This window comes from Agrobacterium salinitolerans (assembly GCF_002008225.1).
Classification (GTDB): Bacteria; Pseudomonadota; Alphaproteobacteria; order Rhizobiales; family Rhizobiaceae; genus Agrobacterium; species Agrobacterium salinitolerans.
The window spans coordinates 60,729-80,092 of the sequence record NZ_MRDH01000023.1; the positions used below are offsets into that span (position 1 = coordinate 60,729).

Below are 19,364 nucleotides of genomic sequence, written 5' to 3' on the forward strand. Positions count from 1 at the left end.
GGGGGGATTTACCCCGCAGACAAAGCCGCGACGGGATCGAGCTTCGACGCATTGCGCGCCGGCAGATAACCGAAGACAACACCGATCAGCGTCGAGCAGACGAAGGCGGCGATGATCGGCGCCGTGGAATAGACCATTGCGAAATTGCTGCTGAAGGCGGAGAAAAGCGCGCCGAAGCCGAGGCTGCCGAGCACGCCCAGCGTACCGCCGATGATGCAGACCAGCACCGCCTCGATGAGGAACTGCCGCAGAATATCGGTGCGGCGCGCGCCCACCGCCATGCGCACGCCGATTTCCGAAACGCGTTCAGACACCGAAACGAGCATGATGTTCATCACCCCGATGCCGCCGACCAGCAGCGAAATCACCGCAATCGCCGCAATCAGAAGAGTCAGCGTCTGCGTGGTGCTGGTGATGGTCTGGCGGATATCGTCGGTATTGAGAATGTAGAAATCCCGTGTGTCGTGCCGCTGGGTCAGAAGTGTCGTCACTGCCTGCTCGGCGATTGAGGCATCGACATCGTCAGCCACCTGCACCGTGATGCTGCGCAGCGACAGGTTGCCGAGAAAGCGCGACTGGACGGCGGTATAGGGCAGGTAAAGCGACAGGTTCTGGCTTGAGCCGAAACCGCCCTGCTGCGCCTGCGTGACGCCGACGATGCGGGCCGGCACCTTGCCGATGAGAATGACCTGGCCGACAGGGCTGCCGTCGAAATCCGCAAACAGCGATTTGCGGGTATTTTCGTCGATCACCACGTCCTGCGCCTTCTGCGCGACGCTTCCGCCATCGAAAAAGCGTCCCTGCGACAGCTTGGTGCCCTTGGCGACGAAATAGCGTTCGCTGACGCCGTTCACCAGCGCATTCGCCTCCTTCGCGCCGAAACGCACCGTGCTGGAGGTCGAGACCGTCGGCGTCACCGCCGCGACATAGGATTGCTTGGCAAGCGCGTCGGCATCGGAAACGACGAGCGTGGTGATCTTGCCCGACCTTATGTCGCCGAAATCCTTGCCGGCGAAGATTTCCAGCGTGTTGGTGCCGAGGCTCGATATGTTCTGCAACACCCGCTGCTGCGACCCCTGCCCCAGCGCCACGACGCTGATGACCGAGGCGATGCCGATGATGATGCCGAGCATGGTGAGAAAGGTGCGCAGCTTGTGCGCCCGCATCGACAGAAGCGCCATGCGCAACGCCTCGCGCAGAGACGAAACGAGACCCGCAAGACCCGAAGACCCGACGGAAACGGCAGCGGGTTCGGCATCGACCTGCGGTACGAGCGTTGCATCCGTCCTGCGGTCGGAAATGATCGTTCCGTCGCTGATTTCGATGATCCGCCCGGCGCGTCTGGCAATCGACATATCATGGGTGACGATGATGACGGTGCGGCCTTCGGCATGCAGCTCGCCGAGGATGCGCAACACCTCGTCGCCGCTGGCGCTGTCGAGCGCGCCGGTCGGTTCGTCGGCAAGAATGATCTCTGCACCGTTCATCAGGGCGCGGGCGATGGAAACGCGCTGCTGCTGGCCGCCGGAAAGCTGGCCGGGACGGTGATCGAGGCGTTCCGCCATGCCGAGGCGGCCAAGCAGCCTTGCGGCATTTTGCCTGCGGTCGCCCTGCGTCTTGCCGGCATAGATTGCCGGAATTTCGACATTGCCCAGCGCCGTCAGTTCGGCCAGCAGATGGTAGCGCTGGAAGATGAAGCCGAGATTTTCACGCCTGAGCGCCGAAAGCGCGTCGGCATCGAGATTACCCGTTTCCCGGCCCCTGATGCTGTAGCTACCCGATGTCGGGCGGTCGAGGCAGCCGAGAATATTCATCATCGTCGACTTGCCCGACCCGGACGCGCCGACGATCGCCACCATCTCACCGGCCTCGATGGTGAGGTCGATGTTCTTCAGCACGCTGATCGTGCCTTCGCCGGAGGGATAATCCCGCCGCACGGATTTAAGCGAAATCAAAGGTTCAGCCATGGTTCAAAGCCCCATCGGCGGGCCGCCCGGCCCCGGCATGGCGTTTGTGGCGGTGTCGGTGGAACGCTCGCCGGTCACCACGCGCTCGTTTTCGGCAAGGCCGGAACGCACTTCCGCAGTGACCTTGTTGTTCAGCCCGATCTCGACCTTGCGCTCGGAAACCCTGCCATCGGCACCGGCCACACGCACCGCATAGCTGCCGTCGCTGTTCATGCTGCCAAGGGCCGCCGAGGGGACGGTCAGCACGTCCCTCGCTTCGCCGAGAACGATATGGACCTCCGCCGTCATATAGGTACGCAGCTTGCCTTCCGGGTTCGGCACTTCGAACACGCCATTATAATAGATAGCCTCGGATGACGACGTGCTGGAAGAGGATGAGCTGGAGGATGAAGAGGTCGAGGAACTGAAGCTGGAATCGCTGCGCACCGATTCCGGCGCCGGCTCTATCGAGGCGAGCGTTGCGTCATACCGCTGCTGCGGCTCGCCGAGCACCGTGAAATAGACCGGCAGGTCCGGTTTGACCCGCGTTACATCCGCCTCGGAAATTTCCGTGCGCACCGTCATCCGGTCGAGCTGGCCCAGAATGACGATGGTTGGCGCGGATTGCGTGGCGTTGACGGTCTGCCCTTCCTGGCTGACGATCAACAGAACCGTGCCTTCGATGGGCGCTGTGATCTTGGTATAGCCAAGATTGGCCTCGGCCGTTTCCACCGCGACCTGCGCTTCCTCGATCTGGGCGTCGATGGCTTCGATCTGCGCCTCGGTGACGGCAAGGGCTGCGGTGGCGCTTTCGAAATCGGCGCGGGAGGCCGCGTTCTTCGACACCATCTCCTGCTGACGGGCAAGGCTCTGGCGGTTGAGAAGAAGCGTCGCCTGCTTCTCAACCCGCTGCGCCTTCACGTTCGCCAGGGCCGCCTGCGCCGTGCGCAGACTGTTCGTCTGGGTAACGGAATCGATTTCGGCGATCAGATCGCCCGCCTTGACCGTATCGCCGAGCGCCACCTTGACGGCGGTGATGCGGCCGGAGGCCTGCGCGCCGACGGCGACAAGGCGAACGGGTTTCAGCGTTCCCGTCGCCAGCACCGTCCGCTCGATATCGCCGCGCGTCACCGGCGCGGTGATATAGCCGGGTGTGGCCGCCCGCGTATATTGCGAGGACAGCCAGTAGCCGCCCACAGCGAGAGCGACAACCGCCAGCAATGCGCCTGCCTTGCGTGCCGTTTTCATATTGATGTCCTGTCCAGCCGGTTCACTCGAAGGAAGAAACCGGCGTCATCTCGTGTTTCACGAGGATGAAACCCCTCTCCGCTTCGATCCATTCATAGGCAGAGGCCGAGTTTCGCACCGCGGCCTTGAAGCAGGTGCTGCGAAGACGTCTGGAGTCCGTCTTTCCGCGCAGATCCTTCGCACAGGCGGGCTGGCGCCGCTGTTCATCCTGCCGGGACTTGGCCGCCGGCTGTTGCACGGGCTTGTCCTTTGCCACGGCCACCGACCAGGCAAAGCTCAAACCAAAAGCCGTTGCCAGCACCAGATAGAAATATCTCATCATCATGTTCCTGCTTGAAAATCACGCGGGGGATCGCAGGCGTGCGATCCCCCGGCTCCAGCCGTTGCCGGCTGATTTCCTCCTTTACTGGGGGGCAGATTAAAGGAGGAAACTTCGAAAGGTTGCCTCAGCCCCGTTCCGCCTCGGGAACCGGCGGCCTCATATCGCCATGCGGGGGAGCAAAGCCGCCGCGCTCTGCGGGGCCATGACGCGGGCCGGGAGGCGGAGGCGGCATCAGCGCACGCTCGAGTTCGGCAAGCTTCAGCACCTGCTGCGGCGAAAGCTTCGGTTTCAGCGCCGCAACGGCGTCCTGCAGGGCTTTGGCCTTTTCCGCCTTCTGCGCGATGATGCCTGCCAGTTCCTCTCCCGCAAGACGCGGCTCGGGCTTGGCCTTGCCTTCACCCGCCACCGGCGGCGGCGGATTGCGCTCCGGACCGGGGGAAACGAGATCGATCAACGCCGTGGTATAGGCGCGCCATGGACCGAGCTGTTCCGGCGTGACGCCGAGATAGATTTCGGCCGCCGAAAGCTTCGTCGCCAGCCCCAGAACATCCGGGCCGGGCATTCTGCGCATATGCGGCGGCAGCGGCCTTTCATCCGGACCCCGATCCGGGCCGATGTCCGGGCCGAGATCGAGATTGGCGGGCGGCGGCGCAGCCTGTTCGGTCGCCTGGGGTGCGGGCGCATTCTCTTCCGCTGCCTGCGCGGCGGCGGAAACGCCCATAGTTGCTGTCGCGATGGCGGCGGCCAGTAGCGAGTGTCTCATCTTACCTTCCTTCCGTTTTCCAACATGAAAGGATGATAGGAGCATCGCGTTTCCGGCTTTGGTCCGAATGTTTCCAGGCTGCTTCCGCAAACCGCCTATTTGTAACCGAATGTTGCCAGAATGGCCCCGGAAAGCTTTCGTTGCAAAAATCCGCCGTTTCTTTTCAGCGCTTATGTATAGTGGCATCAAAAGGTTGGACGATATGACGACAGTTTCGGTGACACATATATTGATCGTCGATGACGATCCGGAAATACGCACATTGCTCGCGAAATATCTCGGCTCGCAGGGGTTTCGCGTGTCGATGGCCGCCGACAGGCGTGAGTTCGAGGAAAAGATCGCCAGCTCCGATCCCGATCTCATCGTGCTCGACGTGATGCTGCCCGATGGCTCCGGCCTCGATATCTGCCGCGATCTGCAGGGCCGCCGGCCGCGCACGCCGGTCATTCTCCTGACTGCGCTGAAGGAAGATGTCGACCGGATCGTCGGGCTGGAAATCGGCGCAGACGACTATCTCGGCAAACCCTTCAATCCGCGCGAACTGACCGCGCGCATCAAGGCCGTGCTGCGCCGCGCGACACCGCAGGAGGCTCCCCGCCCCTCATCCGCCGCCTATGGTTTTGCGGATTTTACCGCCGATCCCGAGCAGCGCTCCGTCATCCGCGCCAGCGGTGAAAAGATAGATTTGACGGGAGCGGAATTCGATCTGCTGAAAGTCTTTCTCGACAGGCCCGGTCGGCTGCTTTCCCGCGATCAGCTTCTTGATCTCACGCAGGGCAAGGATCGCGGCCCGTTCGACCGTTCCATCGACGTGCTGATGAGCCGCTTGCGCAAGAAGCTGGACGCCGACACCCAGACGCCGATCTTCAAGACCGTGCGCAATGGCGGTTACCAGATGACGGTTCAGGTCAGAACCCTACCGGTGCAGCGATGAGCTCGCTTAAAAACCGCATCACGGCGCTGATGATCGTCTCCATCATCGCCGTCATCGCACTTGCGACTTTTGTGGCGGACCGGACGTTGCAGCCGCCGCCGCCCGACGCCACTATCGAGCCGCTGGCCCGCAGCCTCGCCTTTGCCGTGACCATGGCCGAACGTGATCCTTCCCTGCAGCAGCCCGGCTATTTCCAGATAGAACAGAAGCCGCCGCAAGGCGATCTCGACGGCATGCTTTCGGAATTTCTGGAAAAGGCGCTGGCCCGCGTCGGAGAGCCGCGCACCGCGATGGTCATCCGCTCACCGGGAAATCCTGCCCCCGTGGCGGCTATCGCGCTGGAAAAAGGCGGCTGGCTGGTTGCGGAAATTCCGCATATGGGTCCGCCGCCGGGCGGCTGGAAGATTTTCGGCATGTGGATCGGGCTGATCATTCTCGGCAGTGCCGCCGTTTCGATCTTTGCCGCCAGCAAGATCACCCGCCCGCTCGACATGCTGGAAAATGCGGCCGCCAGCATCGGGCCTGACGGTTCGCTGCCGCACCTGCCGGAAATCGGACCGGGCGAAATCCGCGCCACGGCGCGGGCGCTGAACGAACTCGCCACCCGCCTGAAGGCGGCGATGGAAAGCCGCATGCGCCTCGTCGCCGCCGCCGGCCACGATCTCAGAACCCCGATGACCCGCATGCGGCTCAGGGCGGAATTCATCGAAAACGGCGAGGAACGGGCCAAATGGCTGGCGGATCTCGAGGAACTGGACGCCATCGCCGACAGCGCCATCCTGCTGGTACGGGAAGAGGTCCGCCAGGACAGCATCCAGACGATCGACATCGGCAGGCTTCTCAGCGAAATCGTTAGCGATGTTTCCGGTCTCGGTCATGCGGGCTCGCTTGTCTTCATCGAGCCGGAAGCCGCCATGACCATCAAGGCGGCCCCGCTGGCGCTCAAGAGAGCCCTGCGCAACCTCATCCTGAACGCAGTCACCCATGGCAAGAAGGCTCATATCGATCTGATCGGAGACGAGAGCGAAATCGTCGTGACCATCAGGGATGAAGGCCCCGGCATTCCGCAGGAACTGATCGGGCGGGTTTTCGAACCCTTCTTCCGGGTGGACCTCGCGCGGCGCAAATCAATCCCCGGCGTGGGTCTTGGTCTTGCCATCGCCAGGGAAATCATCGAGCGCTTCGGCGGCACGATCACCATTGCCAACCACAAGAAACAGGGCCTTATCCAGACCGTGACCTTCGCAAGGGCAGCGTGACGTCACGCCGCTGAAACAGCCTGCGCCTGCCGCTTGGCCAGAAGCAGGTTTTCAGCATAGGCCATCATCAACGGCCCGACGCCCTTGGCATCATCAGACACCACCGGCTCGGTCAGATAATATTCCGGCGTTCCATCGCGATAATTGCCCTCGAAGCCGCCAAGGCCCGCGACGTGCACGATGCCCGTGAGGCGCGTCACGCCTTCTTCATCGGCTTTCAGCCGCGTTTCCAGAAGCGCCTCAAGCGCGCGGCGACCCGCCGAAAGGGCGGCATTCGCCTCTTCGCCCTGCACGAGCTTAAGCCGCGCCGCGCGCAGCAAGGCATAGGCGAACATGGCCGAGGCGGATGTTTCCTCATAATTGTCCGCAAGGTCCGGATTGTCGACAACCTGCATCCAGAGGCCGGTCTCGGTCTGCCGGGCGATGATACCGGCCAGAAGCGACTGCGTCTTGTTGCGAAGCGCCACCATCGCATCGTCATCCGGCAGGGTGGCCAGCGCGTCCACCAGCGCCATGGCGAGCCAGCCCACCGCGCGTGCCCATATAGCGGGAGATTTTCCGCTTTGAGGATCGGCCCAGCGCTGGCTGCGGCTCTCGTCATAACCATGGACATAAAGCCCGCCGCTATCCTTCGTCGCCGCGAGCGCTGCTGAAAACTGCCGCAGCGCATCGTCGATCAGTTCCGTCCGGCCCGTCGCCTGCGCATATTCTATCTGGAAAGGAAGCCCCATATATAGCCCGTCCAGCCAGACCTGATGCGGATAACGCTTCTTGTGCCAGTAATTTCCGGATGCGATGCGTGGATGGCTGCGCAGTTGCCCCGCCAGATGTTCCGCCGCAGCGAGGTAACGCGGATCGCCCGTTTCCGCCGCAAGGGGAAAGAGGATACGGCCGGCAAGGATATGGTCGATATTATATTCGTGCGGATCGTAACCGGCGAGCGTGCCGTCTGGCGCTATCTGCGCATCGGCGAGACGATGCAGATGATCGTTCCAGCGCGCCTCCCCGGTCGCCTCGAACAGCTGCTGCAGACCGCGATAAATGCATCCATCCTCATAACACCAGCTTCCGCCCTTGTAATGTTTATAAAGGCTGGAGAATTGATCAAAATATTCAGTGGCTTTCATCTGTTTTCTCAATTGGAATCTGACACAATGGAAACGGAAGCATCGCTCAACAGGGCAGGATTATCGCAGACTATATGCGCCTGCTCGAAAACAATCGCCTCATGGCGCATGGGACGCACCCCGTCGGCCATGATCGGCGGCGTTGCGATGGCCGAAGGATCGCGCGAGACGATGGTGAGATTGCGGATGGCGACGTTGCGGATGGGCGCTTCGGCAAGGCCCAGAAAAGCGCCGGCCGCATGGGAGAGATTGCGGATCTCGACGTCCTCCACGCTAATGCCGTCGATAAAGGGCGTGCCGCCATCGACCGGCGCCGGGTTTCGCGATTGCACCCAGTCGTCATGTCCATCGGCATCGCAATGATAATGGGCATTGGCGGAAAGCGCGGTCTGCACGCCATCCAGCAGCACCCGGCGCATGGCAATGTTGCTGACGGTGCCGCCGCGCCCGCGCCGTGTCTTGAGGCGCAGGCCGCGATCCGTGCCGACCATCTCGCAATCCTCAACCGCCACGTCACGCACACCGCCGGACATTTCCGAACCGATCACCAGCCCGCCATGGCCTCGTTCCATTAGGCAATAGCGCACCCGAACGCCCCGCGTTTCCGAAAGATGATCGTTCTCGCCATCAGGACCGCGCTTTCCCGCCTTCACCGCAATGCAATCGTCGCCGACGGAAAAGCGCACGCCTGATATCGTGACGTTGCGGCAGCTTTCCGGGTTGAAACCATCGGTGTTCGGGCTGTCATGGGGCGCGACGATGCTGAGGCCGGCGGCAATCAAGTCTTCGCAGCCCTGCGGATGGATCGTCCAGGAGGCAGCGTTTCGGATCGTGAAACCGAGCAGGTTTGTCTTCCGGCAGGAAACGAGATGCAGGCCGCGCGGCCGGCGCGCGCCGTCGCGGGTTTCTTTCGGCCAGCTCCACCAATCGCCTCTGTCGCCAGAACCGTCGAGAACGCCCCTGCCCTCGATGACGAGATTGTCTGCCGCAATCGCATGAACCGGCGCGGCGAAACAGGCGTCCGGCAAGCCTTCCCAGCTTCCGAGCATACGGCCTGCCTCATCGCGGGCAGGCAGGATCGGCCAGCTCCTGCGGGTGGAGGGCGCGCGCAGCACGGCTCCTTCGGCAAGGTGGAAGGTCATATTGCTTTTGAGGCGTACGGGAAATGCCGTCCAGAGACCGCCCCCGAGACGCAACGTGCCGCCGTGCGGCACCGCGGCCACGGCCCTTTCCAGCGCCTGCGCGTTGGCGCGCACACCTTCTTCATCATCGAGCGCAACATTCGACATCAGGGAAAATGCCGCAGCCTCGACAAGCCCGGCGCAGGAGGCGGTTTTGAACGCCAGCGTCGCGAACCCCTCCGCCTCGAAGAGATAACGAGTATCCGGGGAGAGATCATGCAGCAGCGTCACCACGGACGCGGTTTCACCGCGCCGTTCGTCGCCATCCGGCGACGTCAGACGCCATGCCGTTTTAGACGGAAGGAAATATCGGGCGCCGGGCGCAGCAAGGCAAAGCGCAGCCATTCGCGCCGAAGACGCGATGATAAGGGGTTCGTTCATGCTCTCTTCTCGTCTTTTTTTGCATAGCCGACCAAACCCTTGGCGGACATGCTTCATATCGTCCGGCGTCCGGATAGAGGGCCCGCCACCGGAGGCGGCGGGCCATTGTCATCAATCGAACTTGGCAAGAACATCGTTGGTCGTATCGATGATCTGCTCGGCGGCCTCTTCCGCCGTCAGCTGGCCATAGGCATATTCCTCAAGCGTATCGATAAAGCCCGATCGGATTTCAGGATGTTCGTTGAAGGGCGAAACCACTGGTCCCGATGCCGCCATGACGATGGCGTTGGCGGCCCGCACTTCCGGCTCGCCCTTGCCCCCCAGACGCGCCGCCGCGGCCTTCGATGCGGGCAAACCGCGCGAGGTGCCGAGCGCATCGATGCCTTCCGGTTCGTTCAGCAGGCAGTTCAGGATTTGCGCAGCCGCTTCCGGGTTCTTCGAGTTTTTCGAGATCGAAAACACCATGGAAGGCTTGCGATAGACACCCTCTGTCACGGCATCGGCACGCTTCAGCATCGGTACCGGTTTCAGAACCTGCCCTTCCTTCAGGGGGTCGGCATATTTCGAATAGGTCGAATCCCATTCATAGGAGCCGGCGATGCGGCCTTCCGACCAGGACGGCTTCTCATAGAGATTGACGTTACCGTCGGCCGCTTCCTCTTTCTGGGAGCGGATGGAACCGGTTTCGACCAACTTACCGACGAAGGAGATGCCCTCTGCCAGTTCCTCGGGCGTCCAGGCCACGCGGTTGGTCTTGGGATCGACCAGATCCTTGCCGGTCTTCTGCACGACAGCCAGCGTCACCAACAGCTGGGCAGTCTCCTTCACGGCATTGAAGGTGTAATAGTCCTTGCCGAGCTTTTCCTTGATGGTCTTGGTTGCCGCAAAGAACTCGTCCCATGTCTTCGGAATTTCAACACCGGCCTTTTCGAAGGTGGTGACGTTGAAGAAGAAGACGCGGCCGGTGGTGGAAACGGAAAGCCCCTGCAACACGCCGTTCATCGAACCGGCGTCCAGATCGCTCTCGGCCCATTGGGAAAGATCGAGCGGTTTCAGCTGGCGCAGATCGGCAAAACCCTCGCCGTTCTTGGAAAACAGCGGCAGCCATGGCCAGTTGACCTGAACGATATCGGCTTCCGTCTTGCCGGCCATCTGCGTGGTCAGCTTTTCCAGATAGCCGTCGAAGCCGGTAAATTCACCCTTGACTGTATGGCCATATTTCTCACCGCAGGCGGCAATGGCCTTCTGGGTGGCGACATGGCGGCTTTCGCCGCCCCACCAGGACATTCGCAGTTCCGCAGCACCTGCCGCCGGAGCGGCTGCCATCGCCACATAGGCGGCGCCGGCGAGCATCGCCATCATTCTGGTCATCGTCTTCATTGTTCTTCTCCTCCTCGAAAAATCAGGCACGCCCGTTCCCTCCTCACAGCGAGACGTTGCGGCCATCGGCCTTGTCGAAAATATGCAGCTTCTCCGGGTCCGGCTTCAGCCGCAGGATGCCGTCGCGCCCAAGCGCCTCGAATTCCGCCGCACCCACAACACTCACCAGCTTCTGGCCGCCGAGATCGGCATGCAGATAGACCTCGTGGCCCATGAATTCCGCATTGGTGAGCTTCGCCTGCAGCGCCGGGCCATCGGTCGCCTCCGTCAATGACAGATGTTGCGGGCGGATGCCGATGACCGCATCCGCGGGTCTGGCCGATAGCCGCTGCTCCAGATGCGCGCCGATGGGCAGGCGCTGGCCGGCGATGACGAACTCCGCGCCCTCGATTGCCACATCCACCAGGTTCATTTCCGGCGTGCCGATGAAGCCGGCGACGAAAAGATTGGCGGGGTGGTTATAAAGCTCCTTCGGGGTCGCGACCTGCATGATGCGGCCGGCCTGCATGACGCAGATACGGTCGCCCATGGTCATGGCTTCCGTCTGGTCATGGGTGACGTAAATCACCGTCGAAGACAGGCCTTCCGCCTTCAACTGACGGTGCAGATCGGTGATGCGCACCCGCATGGAGGCACGCAGCTTGGCGTCAAGATTGGACAGAGGCTCGTCGAACAGGAACACGCCGGGCTTCTTGATGAGCGCGCGGCCCAGCGCCACACGCTGCGCCTGCCCGCCGGAAAGCTGTTTAGGCAGACGGTCTAGCAGCGGCTCGATTTCGAGAATGCGCGCGACATTGTCGATTGCCTTTTCGATTTCGGGTTTTGCGACACCGGCGATCTTCAGGCCGAAGGCGAGATTGCCGCGCACCTTCATATGCGGATAAAGCGCATAATTCTGAAACACCATGGCGATGGAGCGCTTGCCGGGCGGCAGGTCGTTGACACGCTGGTCGCCGATCAGGATTTCGCCGCCGGTGATTTCCTCCAACCCCGCCACCATACGCAGCGTCGTGGATTTGGCGCAGCCGGAAGGGCCGACGAATACCATAAACTCACCATCCTCGACATCGAGATCGATGCCGTGCACCGCCTTGAAACTGCCGCCATAGACTTTTTCGAGATTTTTAAGTTGAACGCTTGCCATTTTCAGCCCTTGACCCCGCCAGACGAGATCCCTTCAATGAAATACCGTTGCGCCGCGAAGAACACGATCAGCGCAGGTGCGATCGTCAGCACCGACATCGCCAGGATGCGGTTCCATTCGAAGGCTTCGGTGGTGTCGATGGAGAGTTTGAGCGCAAGGCTCACCGGATATTTGTCGACCGAGGACAGGTAGATCAGCGGTCCGAGGAAATCGTTCATCGTCCACATGAACTGGAACAGGCAGACCGAAATCAGCGCCGGCGCCAGCATCGGCACGACGATGTAAATCAGCGTCTGCAAGCTGTTGGCGCCATCCACCCGGGCGGCCTCTTCCATATCCGATGGCAGCGAGCGCAGGAACTGCACCAGCATGAAGACGAAGAAGGCATCACCAGCGAGCGCGGACGGCACCCAGAGCGGCAGGAAGCTGTCCAGCCAGCCGAGATCGCGGAACAGGATATATTGCGGAATGCGGGTGACGACATTCGGCAAAAGCAGGATGGCGATGACCGAGCCGAACAGGATCTTCTTCAGCGGAAAATCGAAGCGGGCAAAGGCATAGGCCGCCATGGTGCAGGAAATCGCCGTGCCGATGACCTTCGGCAGGATGATCAGGAAAGAATTCCAGAAGAACCGGCCGAACGTATAAGGCGTCGAGGTTTCCCAGCCGCGGACATAGCCGTCCAGTGTCGGGTTTTCCGGGATGAAACCGGCACCGGAGAAGATTTCCGAATTGGTCTTGAAGCTTGCGCCCACCAGCCAGATCAGCGGGTAGAGCATGACGAGGCCGACCGCGAAGAGAAGCACGTAGCGCACCGAGGTGGAGACGAGCCTCAGCCGCGCCCGGCGGGCCGCCTGCATGTCGTTGAGGATTGCGATATCGGTCATGGCATCAATTCCGCTTGTCGCCGGCGTAATAGACCCACTTCTTCGAAGACCAGAAGGCCACGAGGGTCAGCACGGTGATGATGGTGAAAAGCACCCAGGCAATGGCGGAGGCATAACCCATGTTGAACTTCTTGAAGGCCTCGTCATAGATGTAGAGAGGCAACAGGTAAGTGGACTTCAGCGGCCCGCCCTGGGTGATGATGTAAGGTCCGTTGAACTCCTGGAACGCCTGCACCATCTGCATGATGAGGTTGAAGAAGATCACGGGTGTCAAAAGCGGCAGCGTGATGAAGAAGAAGGTTCTCACCTTGCCGGCCCCATCGATGGCGGCCGCTTCATAAATCGACTTGTCAATGGATTGCAGGGCCGCGAGAAAGATCACCATCGCCGAACCGAATTGCCAGCAACGCAGCAGCGTGATGGTGAAAAGGGCGTTGCCAGGATCGCCGAACCAGTCCACCGGCGACAGGCCGACGGCGGCCAGCGCCATATTGGCAAGCCCCTCGCTCGCGAAGATATAGCGCCACAGCACCGCAATCGCGATTGAACCGCCAAGGATGGACGGCACATAAAAGGCAGTGCGGAAGAAGTTGATGAATTGCAGCTTGTAATTGAGGATCGCAGCAATGAAGAGGGCAAAGGCAAGCTTCAGCGGCACCGTCAGGAACACGTAGAACAGGGTGACGTTCAGCGATTTCATAAACGTGCGGTCGCGGGTGAAAAGCCGCTCATAATTGGCAAGGCCCGCCCATGTGGGATCGCTCATTAGATCGTAACGGGTGAAGCTGAGATAGAGCGAGCCGAGGAACGGGATGGCCGTGAAGACCAAAAGCCCGACGATATAAGGCGTCAGATATCCCAGCCCGAGGAAACGCTGAGATTTCATAATGCTCCTCCCCGCGTCCCGACGGAACGCGAATGACAGAATACAATTTCGTACAAGTGATTCTCCCGGAACGGCCGGCGGCGGGCGCGTGATGGCGCAGTTTCTCGCCGCGACCGATCTCCTCCCTCATTGATACGGCGCATAAAAGTAATTTATGCGGTGACAAAACCAAATTTCCGCGCCAAGGTGAATTAACAAAGACGAGGAAAAAGATGGACGAAATCGAAGGTGGCATACTCTCGTCCGTTCCGCCTGCGGCGCTCAACCTCAACCTGACGCGCGCCACGATCAAGATGGAGCATTCGCGCACCTGGCAAATCGACAAATCCAATCCGGTCGACGATCTGATCATTTGTCTGGAAGGGTGCGGACACTATCTTATCGATGGCGAGGCGCGGATGCTGGAACCGGGTGACGCGATGCTGATTTTTCGGGGTCAGCGTTTTATCGGCTGGAACGAGCAGGCCGTCACCTATCGCGGGGTGGCGCAGCATTTCACGCTGGATATTTACGGCCGCCACAACCTGATCGCGCAGATGGACCTGAAACCGAAAGTGAAGCTGAGCCGCTGGCCGCTTTTGGAACCGCTGGTGCGCCACTACCGGCAGAGCGCCCCACCCTCCTCCGTCACGCTTGGCCAGCACCATCTTTTCATGGTGCTTCTCATCGCCTTCATCGACGACGCCTTCCTCGGATGGATCGACCGCCCGAGTTTCCAGCCGGAGGGGACGGAAGGCCTCGATCTTGCGGTGATGAAGGCGATCACCATGATTTCGGCCAATCCGCTCGACCCTGATATTGCCGGCAGGGCGACCGAGGCGGCTCCCTATAATCGCGATTATTTCTTGCGGGAATTCCAGAAGCGGGTCGGTCGGACGCCGCGCAAATATCAGGAGTTCAAGCGCATGGAACGCGCCATGCATTTTCTTGAGGCGGGTCTTTCGGTTTCGGCAGCGGCCGCCGAGGTGGGTTACGGCGACCCCTATTATTTTTCACGCATGTTCAAACGCACGCTGGGCTTAAGTCCGCGCGACCATATGAACCGGATACGCCGCAGCCGGCACGGCAATCTCATGGCCTTTGACGAACACGAACAGCAAAGGCTGCTTGCCGATGAAATGGAAAAGGCCCCGACATAGCGGGGCCTTGTAACGGAAGAGTATGATTGTCCCGAATTGACCTATGCCGCCTTGAATGGAGGCAGCTTGAACAGCGCTTCCGGGTTTTCCACCAGCGCCCGATGGCGCGCCGCTTCATCCGGCAGCCAGCCGAGTATGAGTTCCGCAAGGCGTGCATCGTCGGGATAGGCGGCCGTCTCGCGAATGGAATTATGCGGCCAGTTGGTGCCCCACACGATTCGTTCCGGCGCATGGGCGGCGACAACGCGCGAAAAGGCGGCGACGTCCTCATAGGGCCAGTTCTCACGCGAACTTTCATAAACGCCGGCGAACTTGAACCAGAGATTGCCGCGGTCGATGAGTTTCAAAAGCGCCGCCATTTCCGGGCCATCGGTTTTGATGCCCTTAAAGAACTTGCCGTGGTGATCGAACACCCACCGCGAGCGGATGTTCTGAAGACGCGGCAGGTGATCGAGCAGCGTATTGCCGTCGAATTGCACCGCCACCATCCAGTCGGCCGCATGCGCGCGCTCGTCCACAGCTTCGAGCTCGGACAGGTTTACCGCACCGCCCGGCAGGTCCATGATGCGCGCCCCGACCGCGCCGCTGGCGGTAAGCTTTTCCATGTCCTTTTCGGTCGTCGTCGCATCGATGATGACCACGGCGCGGGCTGCCTCACCCATCTCTGCGACGCAGGCGAGCGTGTTGCCATTATCGCGCTGATGGGCGTTGCCCTGCGTGATGATGACCCGGTCTATCCCGAGCCATTGCATGAGGCGACGATAATCCTCCGGCCCCGGCAGAGCGCCCGGAGGCAAGCCAGGGCCACCCGGCAAGGCAGGATAGTGGGGCAGGTACATGTGCATCTGCGTATCGACCGCGCCTCTCGGAAAGGCAGGATTCGGCGCTGCGCCGCTCAGTTTTCTGACGAGTTCGCTCATGGGTCTGGCATCCTGAATTCGGTCAACGCGTCGCGGTTGATCTCGATGCCGAGACCGGGACCATCGGGAATGGCGACAATGCCGTTCACCGCCTCGAGAGGCTTTTGCAGCACGGTCTGGCGGAACGGATTATGGGTGCGGTCAAATTCCATGATTGGCTCAATGGGATTGACCCGCACCGGATCGGGCGTCATCGCCGCCATGAATTGCAGTGCGGCGGCAATCTGCACGCCGGTGCCCCAGACATGCGGCACGATGCGCACGCCGTGCAGCGTGGCGAGCGTCGCGATCTTCTGCGTTTCGGAAAATCCGCCGCAGCCGCAGAGGTCGGGCTGGAGAATATCCACCGCACCAGCGGAAAGCGCCTGCCACATGCCATATCGCCCATGCCAGGTCTCACCGCCTGCAACCGGGATCGGTTGGCCGGCCCGCACCCGGGCATAGGCATCAAGCTGTTCGGGGACAACCGGCTCCTCGAACCAGTCGATGCCATAGTCGGCGGCACGGTTGCCGAGCGTGATGGCTTCGGTGACGGTATAGCCGTGATTGGCGTCGATCATCAGCCGCATATCCGGCCCGATCGCCTCGCGCACGGCGGCGATGACGCGAAGGTCTTCCTCGATGCCGAAGCCGATCTTTATCTTGCAGGCGTGAAAACCCTCTGCCCGCCGCTGCGCCATTTCGGAGGCGTTGTCGGAGACGCGGTCGACGCCATCGCGCTTGAAGCTGCCGGTCGCGTAGGCCTTCACGCTTTCGCGCCAGCGCCCGCCAAGCAGCATCGAGATTGAAGTGCCATAGTGCTTGCCCTTGATATCCCAGAGCGCGATATCGATGCCCGACAATGCCGTGAGGCTGAGGCCGCGCTGGCCCTGATCACGCAGGGCATTATAAAGCACGGCCCAGATCTTTTCGGTCTGGCGCGGATCCTGGCCGATGAGCCAGCCGGAATAGGCCTGAACCACGGCCGCGTTGGGCCTCGCCGGACCGAGGCATTCGCCCCAGCCGACGGTCCCGTCGTCGCATTCGATTTCCACCAGAACATGGGCCCGCCGGTCGAAACGCATGGAGGCGCTTTCGAACGGCGTGTCCAGACGATGTTCAAGCAGATGCGTCCGCACCGCTGTGATTTTCATCGCTCCCCTCCCGTCATTCCGTCCTCAGGCCTTGCGCTTGTGCGTGCCGATCAGGGCTTCGAGCATGCCGACTTCCTCATTGGTCAGATCCTTCAGCGGCGCACGCACCGGACCGGCATCGAAGCCCTGCAGGCGCACGCCAGCCTTGATGGCGGAGACGGCGTAACCCTTGGCGCGGTTGCGGATCGCCATGAACGGATAGAAGAATTCCGTCAGGATACGCTCGCAGGTGGCGCGTTCGCCGGCTCGCAGGGCGGCGTAGAACTCATTGGCAAGACCGGGAACGAAGTTGAAGACGGCCGAGGAATAGGTGGTGAAACCAGCGCCGAGATAGGCTTCGGCAAACAGTTCCGCCGTCGGCATGCCACCGAGATACATCAGGCGGTCGCCCATCTTGGCGGTGATCTGGCGAACGAGGCCGATATCGCCGGTGCCGTCCTTGAAGCCGACGAGGTTCGGGCATTCGTCGCAGAGACGCGCCAGCGTATCCGCCTGCAGCACGGAATTGTCACGGTTGTAAACCATGACGCCGATGCCGACCGACTGGCACACCTTCTTGATGTGGGCGTAAAGCCCTTCCTGTGGCGCATCGATAAGGTAATGCGGCAGAAGCAGGATGCCGTCTGCGCCGACCTTTTCGACCGAGCGGGCAATATCGACGGCGATCTCGGTGCCGTAACCACAGCCGGAAACGATGGCGGTTTCACCGGCCACATCCTTGGCGGCGGAAACGATAGTCGGAATTTCATCCGGTTTCAGCGAGAAGAATTCGCCCGTACCGCCGGCGGCAAACAGCACCGGCGCCTTGTAACCGGCGAGCCACTCCACATGCGCCCTGTAGCTATCGGCGGCAAAACGACCCTCGGCATCGAAATGGGTGACCGGGAAGGACAGCAGACCGGAGCCGAGCGCCGTCTTGATTTGTTCGGGGTTCATCATCGAAATTCCTCTGCAAGTTCACTGACTGAACGTCACCTAAGCTGCTCGCCATAGATTTGTCAACAATTCATCATACAAGTTATATGATGAATTTTGAAAACTGGCGCGGATCAGCGCGCCAGCCAGCCACCATCGACATTCAGAATGGCGCCATGCACATAGTCCGCCGCCGCAGATGACAGAAAAACCGCCGCCCCGGCGATGTCTTGAGAATGCCCCCAGCGCCCTGCCGGGATGCGCTCCAGAATAGCCTTGTTGCGGGCTGCATCGGCGCGTAGCGCCTCGGTATTGTTGGTTTCGATGTAGCCGGGCGCAATGGCGTTCACATTGATGCCCTTTGCCGCCCACTCATTGGCCAGAAGCTTGGTGAGACCGGCGACACCATGCTTCGCCGCCGTATAGGACGGCACGCGAATACCGCCCTGAAAGGAAAGGAGCGAAGCGATATTGACCACCTTGCCGGACCGGCCTTTCGCCAGCAGCTCTTTCGCAAAAGCCTGGGTGGTGAAAAACAGCGCCTTGAGATTGACGTCCATCACCTCGTCCCAGTCGAGTTCGGAGAACTCGACTGAATCGGCACGGCGAATGATACCGGCATTGTTGACGAGAATATCGAAACCGGCGCCGGCAAAACTGTCCTTCGCCGCCAGCGGATCGGCAAAATCGATGGACAATGCGCTGGCCTTGCCGCCGTCACTGGCGATCATCTCCAGCGTTTCATCCGGCGCGCGGCGGGCGGCGCAGACCACCTCCGCACCGGCCGCGGCGAGCCCAACCGCAATCGCCTGGCCAAGCCCCGTATTCGCGCCGGTGACGAGCGCCTTACGCCCCTGAAGCGAAAAGGGATTCTTCATTTCAGGTCTCCCGGCTGAATGAAGTCCATGTCGGTGTAATCGACATTGTCGCCCGCCATGGCCCAGATGAAGGTGTAAGAACCGATGCCGGCGCCGGAATGGATGGACCAGGGCGGGGAAATCGCGCCCTCTTCATTCGAAATGAACAGATGCCGGGTCTCCTGCGGCTCACCCATCAGATGCAGCACGCGGGACTTCTCATCCATGCCGAAATAGAGATAGGCCTCCATGCGACGGTCATGAATATGCGAGGGAACGGTGTTCCAGACGGAACCGTCCTCCAGCGTCGTATAACCCAGCACCAGCTGGCAGCTTTCCATGACCAGCGGATGGATGAACTGGTTGATGGTGCGCTTGTTGGAGGTTTCGGTCGCGCCGAGCTTGACCTCTTTGCTGCTGGCCAGCGTCACGAGCTTCGCCGGCAGGCTGCGATGCGCCGGGCAGGAGGTGATGTAGAATCGCCCTGCCCCGTCAAAGGTCACCGCGCCGCTGCCTGCACCGAGATAAAGCACGTCACCGCGATTAAGGGTGTAGATCTCGCTGCCGGCGCTGACCGTTCCGGTCTCGCCGATATTGACGATGCCCATCTCGCGCCGGTCGAGGAAGGACGGTGTTTTGGTTTCTTCCACCTTGTCCAGCGTCAGCGGCGCACCGTTCGGCACAGCACCGCCCATCACGAAGCGGTCATAATGGGTATAGATCAGCCTGATTTCGCCGGAACGGAACATGTCGTTGGCGAGGAAATGCCGACGGAGCCCTTCGGTATCCAGCGTTTTTGCATATTCCGGGTTCACGGCCTGCCTTGTTTCAACGGTCAACATCAAACTCATCCCTCATGATTGTTGCGTATAGCACATAATATATGTTATCCGCTTTTTGTACGATCTGTATGACAAGGTCAAGGGGTGAAGCCATATCTCG

Annotated in this window: 18 protein-coding genes; 3 read left to right on the top strand and 15 right to left on the bottom strand. The window is 61.0% G+C overall.

Annotation, left to right across the window (positions count from 1 at the left end; genetic code table 11):
* Window positions 1-8 precede the first annotated feature (8 nt).
* From BS627_RS16145 to BS627_RS16160, 4 genes are all read right to left on the bottom strand, one after another.
* Entirely contained in the window at window positions 9-1,967 is a 1,959-nt protein-coding gene (locus BS627_RS16145) for a MacB family efflux pump subunit (RefSeq protein WP_077984200.1), read from the bottom strand.
* 3 nt (window positions 1,968-1,970) lie between these two features.
* The gene (locus BS627_RS16150; protein WP_077984201.1) at window positions 1,971-3,194 is read right to left on the bottom strand and encodes an efflux RND transporter periplasmic adaptor subunit; all 1,224 of its coding nucleotides are present in this window, start codon (window positions 3,192-3,194) and stop codon (window positions 1,971-1,973) included.
* A 22-nt stretch (window positions 3,195-3,216) separates the two neighbouring features.
* A complete protein-coding gene (locus tag BS627_RS16155; protein WP_245307153.1) occupies window positions 3,217-3,516 on the bottom strand; it encodes a hypothetical protein in 300 nt (99 codons plus the stop codon).
* Between the two features lie 124 nt (window positions 3,517-3,640).
* Window positions 3,641-4,279, bottom strand: coding sequence for a hypothetical protein (locus BS627_RS16160; protein WP_077984202.1), 639 nt, complete (start codon window positions 4,277-4,279; stop codon window positions 3,641-3,643).
* Window positions 4,280-4,481: 202 nt separating this feature from the next.
* On the opposite strand from BS627_RS16160, the gene BS627_RS16165 reads away from it, so the two are divergent.
* A complete protein-coding gene (locus BS627_RS16165; RefSeq protein WP_193600487.1) occupies window positions 4,482-5,213 on the top strand; it encodes a response regulator in 732 nt (243 codons plus the stop codon).
* Window positions 5,210-6,472 (top strand): HAMP domain-containing sensor histidine kinase, encoded by a 1,263-nt coding sequence (locus BS627_RS16170; RefSeq protein ID WP_077984204.1) that lies wholly within the window; start codon window positions 5,210-5,212, stop codon window positions 6,470-6,472. The genes BS627_RS16165 and BS627_RS16170 overlap by 4 nt, the downstream gene beginning before the upstream one ends.
* 2 nt (window positions 6,473-6,474) lie before the next feature.
* On the opposite strand, the gene BS627_RS16175 is transcribed toward BS627_RS16170, so the two are convergent.
* The 6 genes from BS627_RS16175 to BS627_RS16200 all read right to left on the bottom strand — a co-directional run bounded on the left by BS627_RS16175 (window position 6,475) and on the right by BS627_RS16200 (window position 13,458).
* Complete coding sequence (locus BS627_RS16175) at window positions 6,475-7,599, bottom strand: glycoside hydrolase family 88/105 protein (RefSeq protein WP_077984205.1); 1,125 nt, start codon at window positions 7,597-7,599, stop codon at window positions 6,475-6,477.
* 8 nt (window positions 7,600-7,607) lie between these two features.
* Entirely contained in the window at window positions 7,608-9,161 is a 1,554-nt protein-coding gene (gene pglA / locus BS627_RS16180; protein ID WP_077984206.1) for a polygalacturonase PglA, read from the bottom strand.
* Between the two features lie 111 nt (window positions 9,162-9,272).
* A complete protein-coding gene (locus BS627_RS16185; RefSeq protein WP_077984207.1) occupies window positions 9,273-10,541 on the bottom strand; it encodes an ABC transporter substrate-binding protein in 1,269 nt (422 codons plus the stop codon).
* A gap of 43 nt (window positions 10,542-10,584) precedes the next feature.
* On the bottom strand, window positions 10,585-11,685 hold the full coding sequence (locus BS627_RS16190) for an ABC transporter ATP-binding protein (protein ID WP_077984208.1): 1,101 nt from the start codon (window positions 11,683-11,685) through the stop codon (window positions 10,585-10,587).
* A 2-nt stretch (window positions 11,686-11,687) separates the two neighbouring features.
* A complete protein-coding gene (locus tag BS627_RS16195; protein ID WP_077984209.1) occupies window positions 11,688-12,572 on the bottom strand; it encodes a carbohydrate ABC transporter permease in 885 nt (294 codons plus the stop codon).
* 4 nt (window positions 12,573-12,576) lie between these two features.
* Window positions 12,577-13,458 carry a carbohydrate ABC transporter permease gene (locus tag BS627_RS16200; RefSeq protein ID WP_077984210.1) on the bottom strand — a complete coding sequence of 294 codons (882 nt, stop codon included), beginning with the start codon at window positions 13,456-13,458 and terminating at the stop codon, window positions 12,577-12,579.
* A gap of 212 nt (window positions 13,459-13,670) precedes the next feature.
* On the opposite strand from BS627_RS16200, the gene BS627_RS16205 reads away from it, so the two are divergent.
* On the top strand, window positions 13,671-14,597 hold the full coding sequence (locus BS627_RS16205; RefSeq protein ID WP_077984211.1) for a helix-turn-helix domain-containing protein: 927 nt from the start codon (window positions 13,671-13,673) through the stop codon (window positions 14,595-14,597).
* Between the two features lie 41 nt (window positions 14,598-14,638).
* On the opposite strand, the gene BS627_RS16210 is transcribed toward BS627_RS16205, so the two are convergent.
* The 5 genes from BS627_RS16210 to kduI all read right to left on the bottom strand — a co-directional run bounded on the left by BS627_RS16210 (window position 14,639) and on the right by kduI (window position 19,264).
* The gene (locus BS627_RS16210) at window positions 14,639-15,517 is read right to left on the bottom strand and encodes a D-galactarolactone isomerase (RefSeq protein WP_077984212.1); all 879 of its coding nucleotides are present in this window, start codon (window positions 15,515-15,517) and stop codon (window positions 14,639-14,641) included.
* Complete coding sequence (locus BS627_RS16215) at window positions 15,514-16,650, bottom strand: D-galactarolactone cycloisomerase (protein WP_077984213.1); 1,137 nt, start codon at window positions 16,648-16,650, stop codon at window positions 15,514-15,516. Before BS627_RS16215 ends, BS627_RS16210 begins: the two co-directional genes overlap by 4 nt.
* Before the next feature lie 24 nt (window positions 16,651-16,674).
* On the bottom strand, window positions 16,675-17,586 hold the full coding sequence (gene kdgD / locus BS627_RS16220) for a 5-dehydro-4-deoxyglucarate dehydratase (protein WP_077984359.1): 912 nt from the start codon (window positions 17,584-17,586) through the stop codon (window positions 16,675-16,677).
* A gap of 113 nt (window positions 17,587-17,699) precedes the next feature.
* Entirely contained in the window at window positions 17,700-18,443 is a 744-nt protein-coding gene (gene kduD, locus BS627_RS16225) for a 2-dehydro-3-deoxy-D-gluconate 5-dehydrogenase KduD (protein ID WP_077984214.1), read from the bottom strand.
* The gene (gene kduI, locus BS627_RS16230) at window positions 18,440-19,264 is read right to left on the bottom strand and encodes a 5-dehydro-4-deoxy-D-glucuronate isomerase (protein ID WP_077984215.1); all 825 of its coding nucleotides are present in this window, start codon (window positions 19,262-19,264) and stop codon (window positions 18,440-18,442) included. The genes kduD and kduI overlap by 4 nt, the downstream gene beginning before the upstream one ends.
* Window positions 19,265-19,364: the final 100 nt, after the last annotated feature.